General features: G+C 58.9%; 12 protein-coding genes. 7 read left to right on the top strand and 5 right to left on the bottom strand.

Annotation, left to right across the window (positions count from 1 at the left end):
- Window positions 1-143: 143 nt before the first annotated feature.
- Window positions 144-2,696 carry a hypothetical protein gene (locus I2D57_RS09110; protein WP_195362247.1) on the top strand — a complete coding sequence of 851 codons (2,553 nt, stop codon included), beginning with the start codon at window positions 144-146 and terminating at the stop codon, window positions 2,694-2,696.
- On the opposite strand, the gene I2D57_RS09105 is transcribed toward I2D57_RS09110, so the two are convergent.
- Window positions 2,693-3,118 carry a hypothetical protein gene (locus I2D57_RS09105; RefSeq protein WP_227790077.1) on the bottom strand — a complete coding sequence of 142 codons (426 nt, stop codon included), beginning with the start codon at window positions 3,116-3,118 and terminating at the stop codon, window positions 2,693-2,695. The genes I2D57_RS09110 and I2D57_RS09105 overlap by 4 nt on opposite strands.
- Entirely contained in the window at window positions 3,111-4,682 is a 1,572-nt protein-coding gene (locus I2D57_RS09100; protein ID WP_195362246.1) for a Y-family DNA polymerase, read from the bottom strand. Before I2D57_RS09100 ends, I2D57_RS09105 begins: the two co-directional genes overlap by 8 nt.
- A gap of 177 nt (window positions 4,683-4,859) precedes the next feature.
- Here I2D57_RS09100 and I2D57_RS09095 point away from each other — a divergent pair, with 177 nt between their 5' ends.
- Together I2D57_RS09095 and pgi are read left to right on the top strand one after the other, a co-directional pair.
- Window positions 4,860-5,363 (top strand): iron-containing alcohol dehydrogenase, encoded by a 504-nt coding sequence (locus I2D57_RS09095; protein WP_195362245.1) that lies wholly within the window; start codon window positions 4,860-4,862, stop codon window positions 5,361-5,363.
- Window positions 5,364-5,562: 199 nt separating this feature from the next.
- Window positions 5,563-7,257, top strand: coding sequence for a glucose-6-phosphate isomerase (gene pgi, locus I2D57_RS09090; protein ID WP_195362244.1), 1,695 nt, complete (start codon window positions 5,563-5,565; stop codon window positions 7,255-7,257).
- 137 nt (window positions 7,258-7,394) lie between these two features.
- On the opposite strand, the gene I2D57_RS09085 is transcribed toward pgi, so the two are convergent.
- The 3 genes from I2D57_RS09085 to I2D57_RS09075 all read right to left on the bottom strand — a co-directional run bounded on the left by I2D57_RS09085 (window position 7,395) and on the right by I2D57_RS09075 (window position 10,263).
- On the bottom strand, window positions 7,395-8,699 hold the full coding sequence (locus tag I2D57_RS09085; protein ID WP_195362243.1) for a VirD4-like conjugal transfer protein, CD1115 family: 1,305 nt from the start codon (window positions 8,697-8,699) through the stop codon (window positions 7,395-7,397).
- Complete coding sequence (locus I2D57_RS09080; RefSeq protein ID WP_195362242.1) at window positions 8,692-9,309, bottom strand: ATP-dependent Clp protease proteolytic subunit; 618 nt, start codon at window positions 9,307-9,309, stop codon at window positions 8,692-8,694. The genes I2D57_RS09085 and I2D57_RS09080 overlap by 8 nt, the downstream gene beginning before the upstream one ends.
- 63 nt (window positions 9,310-9,372) lie before the next feature.
- Complete coding sequence (locus I2D57_RS09075) at window positions 9,373-10,263, bottom strand: hypothetical protein (RefSeq protein WP_195362241.1); 891 nt, start codon at window positions 10,261-10,263, stop codon at window positions 9,373-9,375.
- 756 nt (window positions 10,264-11,019) lie between these two features.
- Here I2D57_RS09075 and deoC point away from each other — a divergent pair.
- From deoC to I2D57_RS09055, 4 genes are all read left to right on the top strand, one after another.
- Window positions 11,020-11,694 (top strand): deoxyribose-phosphate aldolase, encoded by a 675-nt coding sequence (gene deoC / locus I2D57_RS09070; protein WP_117770143.1) that lies wholly within the window; start codon window positions 11,020-11,022, stop codon window positions 11,692-11,694.
- A gap of 149 nt (window positions 11,695-11,843) precedes the next feature.
- Window positions 11,844-12,686: a Cof-type HAD-IIB family hydrolase gene (locus tag I2D57_RS09065; protein ID WP_195362240.1), complete on the top strand. Its 843-nt coding sequence runs from the start codon at window positions 11,844-11,846 to the stop codon at window positions 12,684-12,686.
- A gap of 63 nt (window positions 12,687-12,749) precedes the next feature.
- Window positions 12,750-13,409: an HAD family hydrolase gene (locus I2D57_RS09060; protein ID WP_324249222.1), complete on the top strand. Its 660-nt coding sequence runs from the start codon at window positions 12,750-12,752 to the stop codon at window positions 13,407-13,409.
- 150 nt (window positions 13,410-13,559) lie between these two features.
- Window positions 13,560-14,303, top strand: coding sequence for a GntR family transcriptional regulator (locus I2D57_RS09055; protein WP_117629749.1), 744 nt, complete (start codon window positions 13,560-13,562; stop codon window positions 14,301-14,303).
- Window positions 14,304-14,467: the final 164 nt, after the last annotated feature.

Raw genomic sequence — 14,467 nt, 5'->3', positions numbered from 1 at the left:
GGGTATCGGGTTCCCACATTCATCCGTACATGTACGGATGAATGTGGGAGGTGTTCGGATGAAGTCGATAATCAAGGAATTAACCGTGGACAGAAATGAAGAATGCTAAAACTGGGCTTTAGGACAGGGGAGGCTATAACCTTATGAGACGAGTGGGAACACTTGGCTTGGTGGCAGCGCTTGCCGCTATCTTGGTATCGCCGCTGCCGGCGCACGCCGAAGACGCATCGGGTGCCGTTACCTACAATGCGGGAAATGGGTATTCCTTTGAGAAGCTCTCGCATCCTACGGTAGGAACGTCGCAGCCGGATGGCATCGTCGACTACCAGGGTAACGGTGCCGTTGCCGTTCCGGGCGCCGATGGTAATACGGCCAACAACGAAGGCGATCGCGGCCAGAGCTACACTTGGGCGGCTGCGAGCTATGGTGACTGGCTTTATGTGGGCACCTGCTATGCGGCGATGGGCAACACGCTGACGCTCATGAACAGCACGCTGGGCGATTCCTTTGATGTCGAAACCATGCGCCTGACGCTGGAGGCCATGTTTAACGGTACCTTCTTCTATGGACAGCAGAAGGAGGACGGCACGGCCGACAAGGACAGCGGCGGCATCTTGGTCAAGATCAATACCAAGACCGGTGAGACCAAGCTGCTACTCTCTGAATCGCTCAACGGCGTCGCTCCTTTGTTCCGCAATGCCGTGAGCTATAAGGGTAAGCTCTATTTCTGCGGCAGCGTCAGGACCAATGACGGCAAAGGCGGCCTGCCTGCTGTATACGAGATCGATCCTAAGACGGATGAGTACAAAGTTGTCTATCAGGGCCTTTCGAGCATGCAGGATTACGGTGCTGCCTACAAGCAGGGCATTTCTACCGGTATCCGCGGCATGTGCGTCCATGATGGCCAGCTCGTCATCAGTAATGTGGGTAAAGACGCGAACGGTAATTTTGTGTCGACAATCCTGACGTCGTCTGACCCCTCGAAGGGCCAGGACAGCTTCACCGAGATTGCCAACTCGGAGACGCTGTTTGGCTATCCGGCGATTCGCTATCAGGACAGCATCTACGGCGGCGCCATTTGGGATATGGTCTCGTACAATGGCCATCTCTATGCGACCATCTGCACCGGTACGCCCGAGAACGCTCCCGATGATAATTCCATGCAGTCGTTTGCCATGGTCCGTGGCGACAAGAATGCCGACGGCAGCTATTCGTGGACTCCCATTGTCGGCGATCAGAAGACGGACGGTGCAAAGTACTGCTTTGGCATCGATCCTGCCCGTACCCGTTCTGGCGCTGCCAACCTCATCGTCTACAACGACTACCTCTATATCGGTGAATACAACGACGAGGAGATTGCCCTCGAGCGCATCCTGTTCAACAAATCCAACACCGAAGAGGGCGGCAAGAGCAGCATGGGTGGCGTTGACTGCTCGTTTGTGAATGCCAATCTTGAGCAGTCGGTTAACATCTATCGCATGGACAAGGACGAGAACATGGAGCTCGTCGTTGGCGATCGCACCGACATGTTCCCCGAGGGCGGTATTTCCGGCCTGACTTCGGGCTTTGGCCGAAACGAGAACCAGTACATTTGGCGCATGCAGAAGTTCGACGGCAAGCTGTATATCGGTACCTTTGATACCGCGAGCCTGCTTGAGCCGATCGGCCAGTTCTCCAATGGCGACATTATCGATATGACGCCCGAGGAGTGGGACTCTCAGGTTCAGCGCCTTAGGGACCTGCTCAATCACCTGCTCGACAAGAAATCGCCTGACGACCCCATCGTTCCCGTGAACACGCTTGCGGACGATGATTCAAACGAGGCCGTCGAGGTCGATGATTCGAACGAAGCTGCTGAGGTTGATGATTCAAACAAGGCCGTCGATGTCGATGACGAGAAGACCGAGGTTGCTAAGGGCTTTGGCGATCTGAGCGATGCGCTGGAGGATGCCGCGGGCGGTCTTTGCGATCAGGCCGCGACGATGTCCCAGGACTTTGAGGACGACGCCGCTTATGTCCAGAAGATCGATGGCGAGATCGCGTACTTCAAGTCCTTTGCCGACCAGTACCAGGACATGCTCGATAGCTATGAGAGCCTTAAGCAGCAGTACGAGGATGCCTATGGCACCGAGCTGCCGAGCGATATTCAGGATGCGCTCGATAAGCTGCTGAGCGAGGAGAACCTCAAGAAGTTGCAGAGTGTCCTTACGTGCATGTGTTACCTGCGCGATGCCGAGCGCGGCTTTGATATGTATGTGACCGAGGACGGCGTGAACTTTACGACGCTGACGACCAATGGCTTTAACGATCCGTATAACCATGGTCTGCGCACCTTTGCGGTGACCAACCAGGGTCTGTGCCTTGGTACCGCCAACCCGTTCTATGGTTGCCAGGTCTGGATCCAGCGCAAGGAGAATTCGGAGAATCCGGTTGATCCCGGTACTCCGGATCCGACGGAACCCACCGATCCTTCGCAGCCGGGTGGCGGCGATCAGCCTGGCGGCAGCCAGACGGGTGGCAACGACCAGTCGAGCAGCACCACGACCACCGTCACGACGACCGCTAAGAAGACTCCGAAGGACGGCTCGCTGCCTCGCGCTGGCGACTCGACCCTCACGCTGGTCTTGGGATTGCTGGTTGCAGCTGCCGCAGTGCTTGGCATTGCTCTCGTCTTGCGCAAGCGTTCTCGTCGCTAGGCTCGTCCGCGTAGCTCAATGTCCTGGATATCGTCGAAGTTGATGGCGATATCCCTGAGTTTGAGCAGCTTGAATGCGGGTAACGCTTCGTCGAGAATGCCCGTGCGGCTACGATAGCCGTACGTATCGTAATAGGTGACGCGCACCAAGTCGCCGCGTTTGAGGCCCTCGAGCTTTTGCGAAAGCTCGAGGGCTTTTTCTTCCGTGAGCTCACGTTTTTGCTCGACGGTGATTTCCTGCTTGCGCACGAGTTCGTAGTATCCCGTGAGGGCGGCAAAGGGCATAAACTGTGCGGCGCGGTTGGCGCGCACGGCACCGTTGGCAGTGAGGTTGGGGTCGGCTGCGCGGCGTCTGCCCTCGGGGTCCGCCAGGCGCTCGAAGGCGGTCGGCGGGCGCATGGGCTGTTGTTTGGGTTTAGGCACGGTGTCCTCCAACTTGATCGTTGCGCTCGCGCGCGGTGGCGCCGGCGGTAAAGCTTAATCCCTTGACGAGCGCGTTCTTGCCGTACTTGCCTTTCACGGCCAGGACGGCGCGCGCCAGGTCGCGCTCGCGCTCATCGGCCTCGATATCGCTGAACAGATCGATGGTGGCAAATTCCTCGGGCACAAGATTGCTAAAGCCCAGGTTGATGCGCTTGACCGGTCGTTTGGGATCGACAGTCTGCGCCCAGAGCTCATCGAAATAGCCCATGATCTTCTTAAACGAATTGGTACGCTCGGGCAGCTTGCGCGAGGCGTTGGAGTGCGCAAAGAGCGCGGCATAGCCACCACGCGGTTTGCCACCATGCTCTCCCACAAAGATGCCATCGATTGCCTGCGCTTCGCGCACCAGGCGGCGCCGTTCGTCATCGCGCTGGACGGGCTTGGGAGCACGGGGCGCGAGCTCGGGGCCGGCGGTTGCGGTGGGTTCGATGCTCGACGTACTCGAGCGCAGGTGTCCGCATCCGTCCACATATTGTGCAGTACCGCTGGCATCAAGCCTGCGTATGTCGGCGCGCTCGCTCGCGTAGCCCACAAAGAGCGAGATGCTGTCGCAGACCACGTGCTTATCGATCAAGTCCAACACGGCGTTGTCGACCATCTCGCGCAAGACGGTGTAGGCCTGCTCGTAGGCATAGCCCTTCGAGAGCACCTGTCCTGTGGTGGTCGAAGTTGCTTGCGGGCGATAGGCTTGGATATCGGCGATGGTTGTCGGCTCGCGCCCAAAGGCGTGGTCGATGAGATATTCGGCGTTGACGCCGAGCTCGTCGTAGAGCAGGTTCTCGTCGAGTGCGGCGACGCCCATCAGGTCGTAGACGCCGTATTTCTCGAGACGGGCCGCCACGCCGGGGCCGATGCCCCAGATGTCGGTGATGGGGCGATGGGGCCAGATCTCCTTGCGAAAGGTCTCGTCGTCGAGTTTGCCGATGCGACTGGGCACGTGCTTGGCGGTGATATCGAGTGCAACCTTGGCCTGGAATAGGTTGGGGCCGATGCCGACCGTCGCTGTGATGCCGGTACGCGCCAAGACCTCGTCGCGCAACATGCAGGCGAAGCCTTCCGCATCGGTGTGATAGAGGTCCAGATAGGGTGTCACGTCGATAAAACATTCGTCGATTGAGTAGACGTGCACGTCCTGGGGGCTGACGTATTCCAGATAGATGCCGTAGATTTGTGCCGACACCTCCATATAGTGCTGCATGCGCGGAACGGCCTTGATGTAGTCGATGCCGTCGGGAATCTCGAATAGACGGCAGCGGTTGCGTATTCCAAGGTCCTTCATAGCCTGCGTGATGGCGAGGCAGATGGTCGTTCGTCCGCGCGATTCGTCGGCAACGACCAGGTTGGTGGTGAACGGGTTGAGCCCGCGGTCGACGCACTCGACGCTGGCGTAGAACGTTTTAAGGTCGATGCAGATACAGGTGTGACGCTCGTGCCCCACGCGTCCTCCCATCAAACACATGTTCTTATCGAATACCTGTTCGATAATACCGGCTTGCGCGGACATCGTCAAAACCTGTCCCTATTTGGCAGGTATGGTCGTTCGGTTACATCGGGTATTTAACGCAGCCCTAAAGAGTGCGAAACAGCCCGGAAAACCTCGCTTCGTAGCATGAGCCTAACGATCGGTGCCACCTACATGCACGGAAGGGTTGTGGGAAAGATGGTCAATTATGGGTTTGGTATGCCGACACGCCTTGTTGCGGATGGGGACGTGGCTCGCTGGTGCGGACGATTGGTCGCTCACTACGGCGGCACTAAGGCGCTGGTCGTGCTGGGCGGTGACAAGCATACGCGCGATGAGCTCGTCTCGGCGGCACTCGGCTCGCTCGATCGCGCCCTGCTTGAACGCGTGCTCTTTCGTTGCGGTTTGGTCGGGGACGACGGGGGAGACGATTTGGTTGATGAGGCCGTAGCCCTAGCGACCGACGAAGGCGTGGACTTTGTCCTGGCGATCGGCGATGCCGATACGGCGAGCTTTGCGCGCGAACTCGCGCGTCGCATGGCCGTGCTCGATGCCGGCGAAGACGGTTTTGTCCCTTATGGATGTATTGTCTCGGAGGGCAAGGTGCCTGCCGTCGTGGGTGCCGGCGAGGTTCCCGTTTTTGCCATCATTGCGCCCGAACTGTTGGAGGGCATTGGGTCTCCTCTGCGCGAGCTGCTCGGCAGTGTGTGCGCCGCGGCCTAGTACCTGCCAGGAAGGGACAGGTTAATTTTGGTAGGTAAAGCGTTTGACATTCCAAAATAAACCTGTCCCTTTTTGGTCGGTCGCCGTTTGGGGGCGGATTGGCAACGCTCGCTGATTACGGTCTTGACCTGCGCTAGAATAGGGGCATCTGATTATCCGGGCGCATGGAGGTATGCGCCCGTATGTTGAGGAGGACTTTATGGCAACTGTTGCCGCACCTATCGACGCTACGTCGACCGCCGCTTGGAAGGCGCTCGAGGCCCATCAGGAGAAGCTCGAGGCCGAGGGTATCGACCTTAAGGCATGGTTCGCTGCCGATGCAGAGCGCGTGAACAAGCTGAGCTTTGACGCCGGCGACCTGCACTTCGATCTGTCGAAGAACCTGGTGACCGATGAGACCGTCAAGCTGCTGTGCGATCTTGCCCGCGAGGTGAAGCTCGAGGAGCGCCGCGACGCCATGTTCTCCGGCGAGCACATTAACACCACCGAGGACCGCGCCGTCCTGCACACCGCGCTTCGTCGCCCGGCAAGCGAGAAGGGCCAGCTCATCGTCGACGGCCAGGACGTCGTCGCCGACGTGCACGAGGTCCTCGATCGCATGTATGCCTTCGCCGAGCGCGTGCGCTCCGGTGAGTGGAAGGGCGTAACCGGTAAGAAGATCGAGCACCTGGTGTCCATCGGCATCGGCGGCTCCGATCTGGGCCCGGTCATGGCTTACGAGGCTCTGCGTCCCTATGCCGACGCCGGTGTCGACTGCCGCTACATCTCCAACATCGACCCCAACGACCAGGCCGAGAAGCTCAAGGGCTTGGATCCCGAGACCACGCTCGTGATCATCGTCTCCAAGACCTTCACCACGCTCGAGACCCTCACCAACGCTCGCGAGGTCAAGACCTGGATGCTCGAGCAGCTCAAGGCTCAGGGCGCCATCGACGGCTCCGATGAGCAGAACGCCGAGGCCGTGGCAAAGCATTTCGTCGCCGTTTCCACCGCACTCGAGAAGGTCGAGGCTTTCGGTATCGACCCGGCCAACGCCTTCGGTTTCTGGAACTGGGTCGGCGGCCGCTACTCCGTCGACTCCGCCGTGGGCCTGTCGCTGATCGTCGTGCTCGGCCCCGAGCGCTTCCAGCAGTTCCTCGAGGGCTTCCACGCCATCGACGAGTACTTCTGCAACACGCCGCTCGAGAATAATGCCGTCGCGCTGATGGGCCTGCTCAACGTCTGGTACGTCAACTTCTTCGGTTCCAAGAGCCACGCCGTGCTGCCGTACTGCCAGTACCTGCACCGTTTCCCGGCCTACCTGCAGCAGCTCACCATGGAGTCGAACGGCAAGCATGTCCGCTGGGACGGCAGCGCCGTGACCTCCGATACCGGTGAGATCTTCTGGGGCGAGCCCGGCACCAACGGTCAGCACGCCTTCTACCAGCTGCTGCACCAGGGCACCGTGGTGGTCCCGGCCGACTTTATCGCTTTCGCCAACACTGCCAACCCCGCAACCGACAGCGGCCAGGATGTCCACGAGCTGTTCCTGGGCAACTTCCTGGCCCAGACCAAGGCGCTCGCCTTTGGCAAGACGGCCGATGAGGTGCGCGCCGAGGGCACGCCCGAGCAGATCGTCCCGGCCCGCTGCTTTGAGGGCAACCGTCCGACGACCTCGATCTTCGGCGACACGTTGACCCCGTTCGCGCTCGGCGAGCTCATCGCCCTGTACGAGCACATTACGTTTGTCGAGGGCACGGTCTGGGGTATCGACTCCTACGATCAGTGGGGCGTCGAGCTGGGCAAGCAGCTTGCCAAGCAGATTACCCCGGCCTTCCACGACGACGCCGCCAAGGCCGAGCAGGACGCTTCGACCCAGGCGCTCATCGAGTTCTACCGCGCTCACCGCAAGTAGTTTTTCGGCTGACTTGGCTTATGATGAAAGGGGCCCGTATCCTATCGGATGCGGGCCCCTTTGCTTTGCCGTGGTCCCAGGGCGCACGGCCTTTGCGGAACATCGCCGGGGCGCCGCGCGCTGCGAGAACCCTGCGCCTAGATCTCGGTCTCCGCATGGCCTCGCTGCGCCTCGGGCAGCTCCCCGTAGAGCGGATGGTCTTCGAGCCTAAAGCGCTCGACCTGTTCGGGAGTGCGACCGCGTACAAAGAGCCACGAGCGATCAATCGGCGTCGCCATGAGCGTGCTGGGCAGCGCGTCGGCGCGGTCAGAAAACACCCGAGCACTCTCGGGATCCTGGAACGCCAGCACCAGATGCGTGTCGCAGTTGCCCATGATGGAGCGTGCGCGTGCCTCGCCATAGAGCGCATCGAGCTGGTTGGTCGACTGCAACAGCAGCGTTGCCCAGATGTTGCGGCTTCGGATAATCGAGAGCACGTTGTCGATCTGGGGGATCTGCAGATTTGCGAAGTCATCGAGCATAAAGCGCACGGGCACGGGCAGGCTGCCGTCGGGCTGCCTATCGGCCTCACGAATGAGGCCCATAAACGCCTGCGAAATAAAGAGGCCGGTCAGCGGATCGAGATTGCGGTCAATATCGCTCACGGTTACAAACAGGGCGCAGGGGGTGTGTCCCATGGAAGCGAAGTCCACCTGATGGCACTCACGATAGAGCTGTGCCGCACCGTCGAACCCCAGACACATGACCTTTTCGGCAAGGATGCCGACGATGCTCGCGTGCATGCGCTCGGCATTTTGCGTAATGGCGTAGCGCCGCCATAGCGAGAGGGCATAGCTTTGGGGGTCGGTCGTGATCAGGTCGTCAAACAATCGACCCGTGGCACCGTCCTGCAGGTGCTCGATCAGCTTGATGACCGAGCTGATCGTCTGCTCGTCGGCGGGCAGCTGTTCGGTGACGTAGGCGATAAGACACGACAGCAGGTTTGCCGCCGCATGATCCCAAAAAGGCTGGTTGTTGTCCTCGATGGGGCAGATGGCCTTTGCCACCGAGAGGATGTCCTGCTGGTTGGGCCTGCCGTCCGCCTTGCAGCGAATGTACCTCAGGGGGTTGTAGCCGCAGCGCTCGATGCCGGGCGCAAGGGCCGGGACGGTGTTGAGGTCGGCGAAGTTGAGACATTGCACGCGGTAGCCGTGGGCTGCCAGCACGGGTCCCACTTCGCGACAGAGCGTACCTTTGGTGTCGAGCACGATGTAGCTTGCGTTCATTTGCAACAGGTTGGGCTTGAGGACGTTTCGGGTCTTGCCGGCTCCCGAGGGGCCGATCACAAGTGCGTTGTTGTTGAGTCCCGTTTGGCGGGTGTCGCAGGAAAGCGTTCGATCCTTGGCGAGGATGGTGGACGATGCGGACTCAGATGCGGCGAGGCGGCTGGCGAGGTTAGGCATGGGCGACCTCCTTGGTGGTCGAGAGGATTTCGTGGGCAAAGCCGAGCTCGACGGCGCGCTCGGCCGAAAGGTAGGTGTCTTTTGCAGTGAGGGACTGGATGCGCTTGGGCGTGAGGCCGCTGCGGTCCGAGAGGATTTGCGTGAGGGTCTTGCGGGTCTGCATGAGACGCCGGCTGGTTTCCTGCAGCGCAAGTGCCGAGCCGCCTGCCCCCTGGGGGATCAGCGGGTCGTGAATCATGAGCTCTGCATGGGGCGCCATACGGCGATCGTCGCCGCCCATAAAGATCACGGCACCCATGGACGCGGCGAATTCCAGACAAACGGTGCGGATGGGGCACGATGCGAGGCGCATGGCGTCATAGATCGCAAGACCCGATCGTACGCTTCCGCCGGCGCTGGCGACAAATATGGTGATGGGACGGCTGGGGTCGGTGGCATCGAGCAAGCGGATCTGCTGGCATAGGTCGTGAGCCATCGGGGTTTCGATGTTTCCCATGACGGAGAGCTCGCGACGGGCGAGCATCTCATCGTAAATGCTGGTGAGCGTGATACCTCGGGCGGATTCACGCATGGTGAGGGGGCTGATGATGGGGGAATGATTGGTGTCCATGAGGACTCCTTTCTGTTGGTTGTGTTGTGGAATAGGATTGTTGCCCGCGGAGGGGCTGGCGGGCTACAGGGTTCGTCCGAGCCTGAGATCGAGCTCGGTTGTGGGGCAGGCTGCCTGTTCGTGCGGCTCGCAAGCGCCAAGGGCTCCAAAGCGATGGAGCGTTGCGGCGGGCGTGGTGTAGGCGAGCCGCAGCTGATGCTCGACAGGGGCACATCCGTCATTTTTGTAATGAGCCGCGTAGTACTGCGCGATGCTGGCGTTCATCTCGCTGCCATTGCGATGGCGCTCAAACTGGCGTCTGCAGGTCTCGATGATCTTTGCTACCGACTTGGGTGCCGTCGCGGGAACAAGGGCGAGATAGCCCTCAAATAGCTCGTTGATGCTCAGGAGGCACAGCAGGTCAATCAGCGTCCTTATGGCTGCTCCCTCGGCGGAAAAGTGCGCGGTCATGCGGTTATATCGGTTGCGGTCGACGATGGCCGCATGGGGTCTTGGAGTTTTCTGCCCCGTGGTCCCGGGCTTTTGCCGCGCCCGTGTATTGAGCTCGACGTTGCAGCGCTTGAGGCCGTCCAACGGAAGGAACAGTGCGGTGCGCAGGGTGTTCCGCTTGCTTTCGAGTTCATGACGCTCGTCGGGTTCCCATTCGAGCTTGAGTTTCGTGTCGAGCGCCGTAAGCATATGGGCTAGGCAGCCTACGGTAAGAACGTACGAATCGTTGTCGCGTTTTGGGGCATAGGGGTCTGTCCGCTTGCGAATGTCGGGGTCCCCCATGATCTTTGTGCAGCGCTTCAGCAGTTGAGGGTGGTCGGCCAAGATCGTCGCGAGCGGTAGTGACGCGTAGTTCTTGATGGTCGCGGCGGCAAAGGCGGCGTCATATTCGTTTGCATATGCTCGCTCAATGCGGGCATCCAGAATGCTTTTCTTATCGTCGCCTTCAGCGTGGTGGTTTGTCATAGCTTCTCCAATCGGTTGATGTTCGTGCTGTTTGTTGATGTGTTGGTTGTCGTGAGTGATGTGCTTGCCGTGGGTGATGTGCTGACGTTGGGGTGCTATGCGGTTTTCAATGAGCCCGTGAGGCAGTTGCTGCAGGGGCGGGATGGAACGACCCATGCAAGGCGGAAGGCATCGTGCTCAAAATCGAGACAGCAATGCCCTGGGTGCCTCACATGTGGCAGTTACCTCATTAAGTTGTCATTGCGTTTGGGGTTGTACTTTGCCGATCTTCCTTCTCTTACACGCTAAAACTCAAACTTCATATGCTCGATCTACTTAAAACCGCAACGGCGGTCTTTTATCAACTTATATGTCGGAACGCGTCTTTGCAAGTACTTTTTTGCCTTTGTTTCAAATGGGGTGGTTTTGCAACCGTCACGCGCCACGCTATGCGAACGTGCCCCTTTCTGTTGTCGGTCGGATACGATGAGTCGCGTGACGTCGTCAGAGGTCGAATTCGACCGCTAACGGCGTTGTGCAGCTCATCATTTCTGGTCGCAAACAGTAAAGGGGCATGAGGGTGTATTGAGGAGGGGGATGTCTTGCTGTCGGCATCCGCGTGCGGTGCCATTCGCTGTCTGTAAATATACGTTTAAAGCTAATTTCATACCACCTGTCGGAATGCGGACGCTGTCCTTGCATACCGGGCGTACATTGAACGTGGTTTTTCGCGTGAAACCACGAATCGGTTGTCAGTCCTGAACAAGGAGGCCCAGCATGACGCTTGCCAAACCCATCAACAAATACATCGACTATATCGATGCCCCCGAGGACACGTTTGAGCAATATGTCGAGAAGGCGTTAAAGTACAACTTTCGCTGCGTATTTGCGAACCTGCAGGAGTACGAGACGGGCCGCGCCATGCTCGAGGACTCTGACATCATCCTTGCCGGCGCTATCGACTTTCCCCAGGGCACTATGGCGCTCGAGGAGAAGCTTGCGAGGTTTGAGGAATACGCTGCGTGTGGCTTTACCGAGATTGACTACGTTTTGAATCAGAGGTCGATCGAGAACCGCGATTTTGATGCCATCGAGCGCGAGATGACTACCATTGCTGATTTTTGTCGCGCGCATGGCATCACTGACAAGGTAATCGTCGAGATGTGCAAGCTGGACGGCGACGACGCCGCCAAGCGCCGTGTATGCGAGATCGCGCTGGAGGCCAAGCCGGGATTCCTTAAGACATCGACCGGCAGAAGCTTTGGCGGTGCTAAGCTCGAGGACGTGCGGCTGATGCACGAGGTGCTCGGCGATGCCGTGGCAATCAAGGCGGCGGGCGGTATCCATAATTACGAAGAGGCCTGCGCATTCATCGAGGCCGGCGCCAGCGCGTTAGGTGCATCGGCGGGCATCGCGATCGTCGAGGGCGCACCGACGGATGAGCGTCGCTAGCAGACGTATTTGACCTGAGCGATAAAGCTTCACGACCACACGCTGTTCATGTTCGAGACAATATGACTTTTTGCCCGTTGTAAACGGAGTCGCGATGGGTGTTCTGTATGATGGCTCAGACAAGGTTGTTCAATGACAGGGAGGCATATATGGCAATCAAAGCCATCGCGATGGATATCGACGGTACGCTCACCAACGATCAGAAAGTGATTAGCCCGCGTACGCGCGAGAAGCTGCTCGCGGCGCAGGAGTCGGGCATTAAGCTCATTTTGGCTTCGGGCCGTCCCGCATGGGGGCTGCACGCCTTGGCGCAAGAGCTCGACCTTCAAAACCATGACGGTCTGCTGGTGGCCTTTAACGGCGCACACGTCGTCGATGCCCAGACCGACGAGGTGCTGTTCGATCAGGCTATGCCTGCCGACGAATTGCATCGCCTGATTGATCACCTGCGTAATTTTGACGTGATCCCTATGATTTCGCTCGGTCGCGATTTGCACGTCGAGGACTCGTACCATTGCATGATCACGCTGCCTGACGGCTCGCAGAAGAATATCGTCAAGTATGAGCGCGACGCGTGCGATCTTAAGATTCGCGAGGTGGAGAGCCTACATGAGGTCGCTGATGCTTATCCCGTGGACAAGCTGCTGACGGCGGGCGATCCGGCCTACCTGCAGGCGCATTACGAGGAGATGTATGCGCCCTTTAAGCAGACGCTTTCGGGCATGTTTACGGCCGACTGGTACTTTGAGTACACGGCGCCCGGTATCGACAAGGCCCGCGCACTCGAGGGTGCCCTGCCCAAGCTCGGCATCGATGCCAGTGAGGTCGTATCGTTTGGCGACGGCCAGAACGACAAGTCCATGATTGAGTGGGCCGGCACCGGTGTTGCCATGGGTAACGCCGTCGAAGAGGTTAAGGCTGTAGCCCAGATGGTGACCGCCAATAACAACGAAGACGGTATTGCGGTGGCGCTGGATAAGCTGCTGGGTTAGAATCGCCGATAATGCATGGTTCGGGCGCCTGCTTACAGGCGCCCTTTTGTTAGGGAGGGTGCCGTGTCCGCATTTCCGTTCGATGCCGTTATCTTTGACATGGACGGCGTCATTGTCGATACCGAGTATTACTATCTGGGCGAGACTGCCGCGTTTGCCAAGGAGCTTGGGCTTAACCTGACTCCAGAGGAGTTGAATGGGCAAATCGGCACCTCGCATCAGTTCTTCCTGCATATGCTGGTCGATTGGTTTGAGCGCGCCGGTAAGGGGCATTTCACTGGCGAGGAAGCGTTGGCCCGCTGGGACGAGTGGGCGCATGAGCGCCCGCGCGACTATCAGACTTTGATTAACCCAGGCGCCGTGGATACGATTCGAGAGCTGCCGCGCCGCGGCGTTCGCGTGGCGCTTGCCAGCTCGTCTCCCATGGATAGCATCGAGGAAGTGCTCAATGCGTGCGGGCTGTCGGATGCCTTTGAGTATGTGGTGAGCGGCGAGCAGTTTAAGGAGAGCAAGCCCGAGCCCGACATCTACCTGCATGCGCTGGACCTGCTGGGGCTGCCCGCGAATCGCTGCTGCTGCGTCGAGGATTCGGTGCCTGGCATCACTGCCGGCAAGCGAGCCGGCCTGACAGTCATTGCCAAGCGCGAGGAGCGCTTTGGCTTTAGCCAGGATGCCGCGGACAAGATTATCGACCAGCTGCCGGAACTGCTCACGCTTTCTTAGGAGCGCGGTAGTTGCGCGTTTTTCGGGTCTGATGAGTAAATAGCCAACATTTTGGTGCGACACCTAGCATACTTTAAGCTAATGCGGGCTTAAGGGCTTGTTGAATGCCCTTAAGCCCGTTTTAGAATTAATTGTGCTGGGAGAGGGTATATGCCACCGACTGAAGGGCCAACTGACGGTAAAGCAGCGATACCGCTGTACCAACAGGTCATTGATATCATTAAAAACGAAATCAACTCCGGCGCCTACAAGGCAGGCGCGCGGATACCCAACGAATTCGAATTGGCTGAGAGCTATAAAGTTGGCCGCGTTACCGTGCGACGCGCTATTGAGGAGCTCGTCCAGCAGGGCTATCTAACGAAGCGACAAGGGAAAGGCACGTTTGTCAATGCCCCCAAGCTCAAGCGCAAGATTCGCCAGAAGGATGACGTTCAGAGTTTTTCGGACGCATGCCGCGTTAACGGAATGGAACCGGGGGCGTGTGTCATTTCGAGAAAGATACTGCCGGCGGATTCCACCGAAGCGCAGTTCTTTGGTGTTCCCGTTGGAACTGACTTGATTTGCGTTGAGCGCGTGCGTACTGCCGATGGCGTCCCTGTCATGCTCGAGAACAACATATACGTTTACGAGGACAACGCCTATCTATCAACGGCACCTCTATCTAACCAATCCATTTTTGAGTTCGTGCGCAACCGGACGGGCCGCACGCCCGCGTTTACCGACCCGTGCACGCTCGAGATCGCGTGCGCGTCGCCCGAGGTCGCTCGACTGTTGGCAGTTCCCGTTGGCGAACCCTTGTTTTATATGGAAGCCTTCTTTTTTGATGAGCAGCGGCGGCCGTTTATCATCGGTCGTCAGCGGATCGTTGGATCTCGCTACGTTTTTGACATCTAGGACATTGCGAATGGAAGCGCCCGGTGCATCATCTCACCGGGCGTTTCCATACCGTTCACGGCGCAAACGCGACCGTTCAACCGCGTTGGTTGATTTCCGATCTCAGCCGAACACATTAGGCGGACAGGCCGTTCCCGCAGCTAGCCGAACGCCCCCGAGGCCCC

The sequence above is a fragment of the Collinsella aerofaciens genome, assembly GCF_015553355.1.
In the GTDB taxonomy this organism is placed as follows: domain Bacteria; phylum Actinomycetota; class Coriobacteriia; order Coriobacteriales; family Coriobacteriaceae; genus Collinsella; species Collinsella aerofaciens_V.
The sequence above is the reverse complement of the archived record's forward strand: the minus strand, read 5'-3'. Positions and strand labels throughout refer to the sequence as shown.

Excerpts from the sequence above, each read along its gene's own strand:
- I2D57_RS09110 (WP_195362247.1), top strand. The coding sequence starts at position 144 with ATGAGACGAGTGGGAACACTTGGCTTGGTGGCAGCGCTTGCCGCTATC.
- I2D57_RS09100 (WP_195362246.1), bottom strand. The coding sequence starts at position 4,682 with ATGTCCGCGCAAGCCGGTATTATCGAACAGGTATTCGATAAGAACATG.
- I2D57_RS09095 (WP_195362245.1), top strand. The coding sequence starts at position 4,860 with ATGCCGACACGCCTTGTTGCGGATGGGGACGTGGCTCGCTGGTGCGGA.
- pgi (WP_195362244.1), top strand. The coding sequence starts at position 5,563 with ATGGCAACTGTTGCCGCACCTATCGACGCTACGTCGACCGCCGCTTGG.
- I2D57_RS09085 (WP_195362243.1), bottom strand. The coding sequence starts at position 8,699 with ATGCCTAACCTCGCCAGCCGCCTCGCCGCATCTGAGTCCGCATCGTCC.
- I2D57_RS09080 (WP_195362242.1), bottom strand. The coding sequence starts at position 9,309 with ATGGACACCAATCATTCCCCCATCATCAGCCCCCTCACCATGCGTGAA.
- I2D57_RS09075 (WP_195362241.1), bottom strand. The coding sequence starts at position 10,263 with ATGACAAACCACCACGCTGAAGGCGACGATAAGAAAAGCATTCTGGAT.
- deoC (WP_117770143.1), top strand. The coding sequence starts at position 11,020 with ATGACGCTTGCCAAACCCATCAACAAATACATCGACTATATCGATGCC.
- I2D57_RS09065 (WP_195362240.1), top strand. The coding sequence starts at position 11,844 with ATGGCAATCAAAGCCATCGCGATGGATATCGACGGTACGCTCACCAAC.
- I2D57_RS09055 (WP_117629749.1), top strand. The coding sequence starts at position 13,560 with ATGCCACCGACTGAAGGGCCAACTGACGGTAAAGCAGCGATACCGCTG.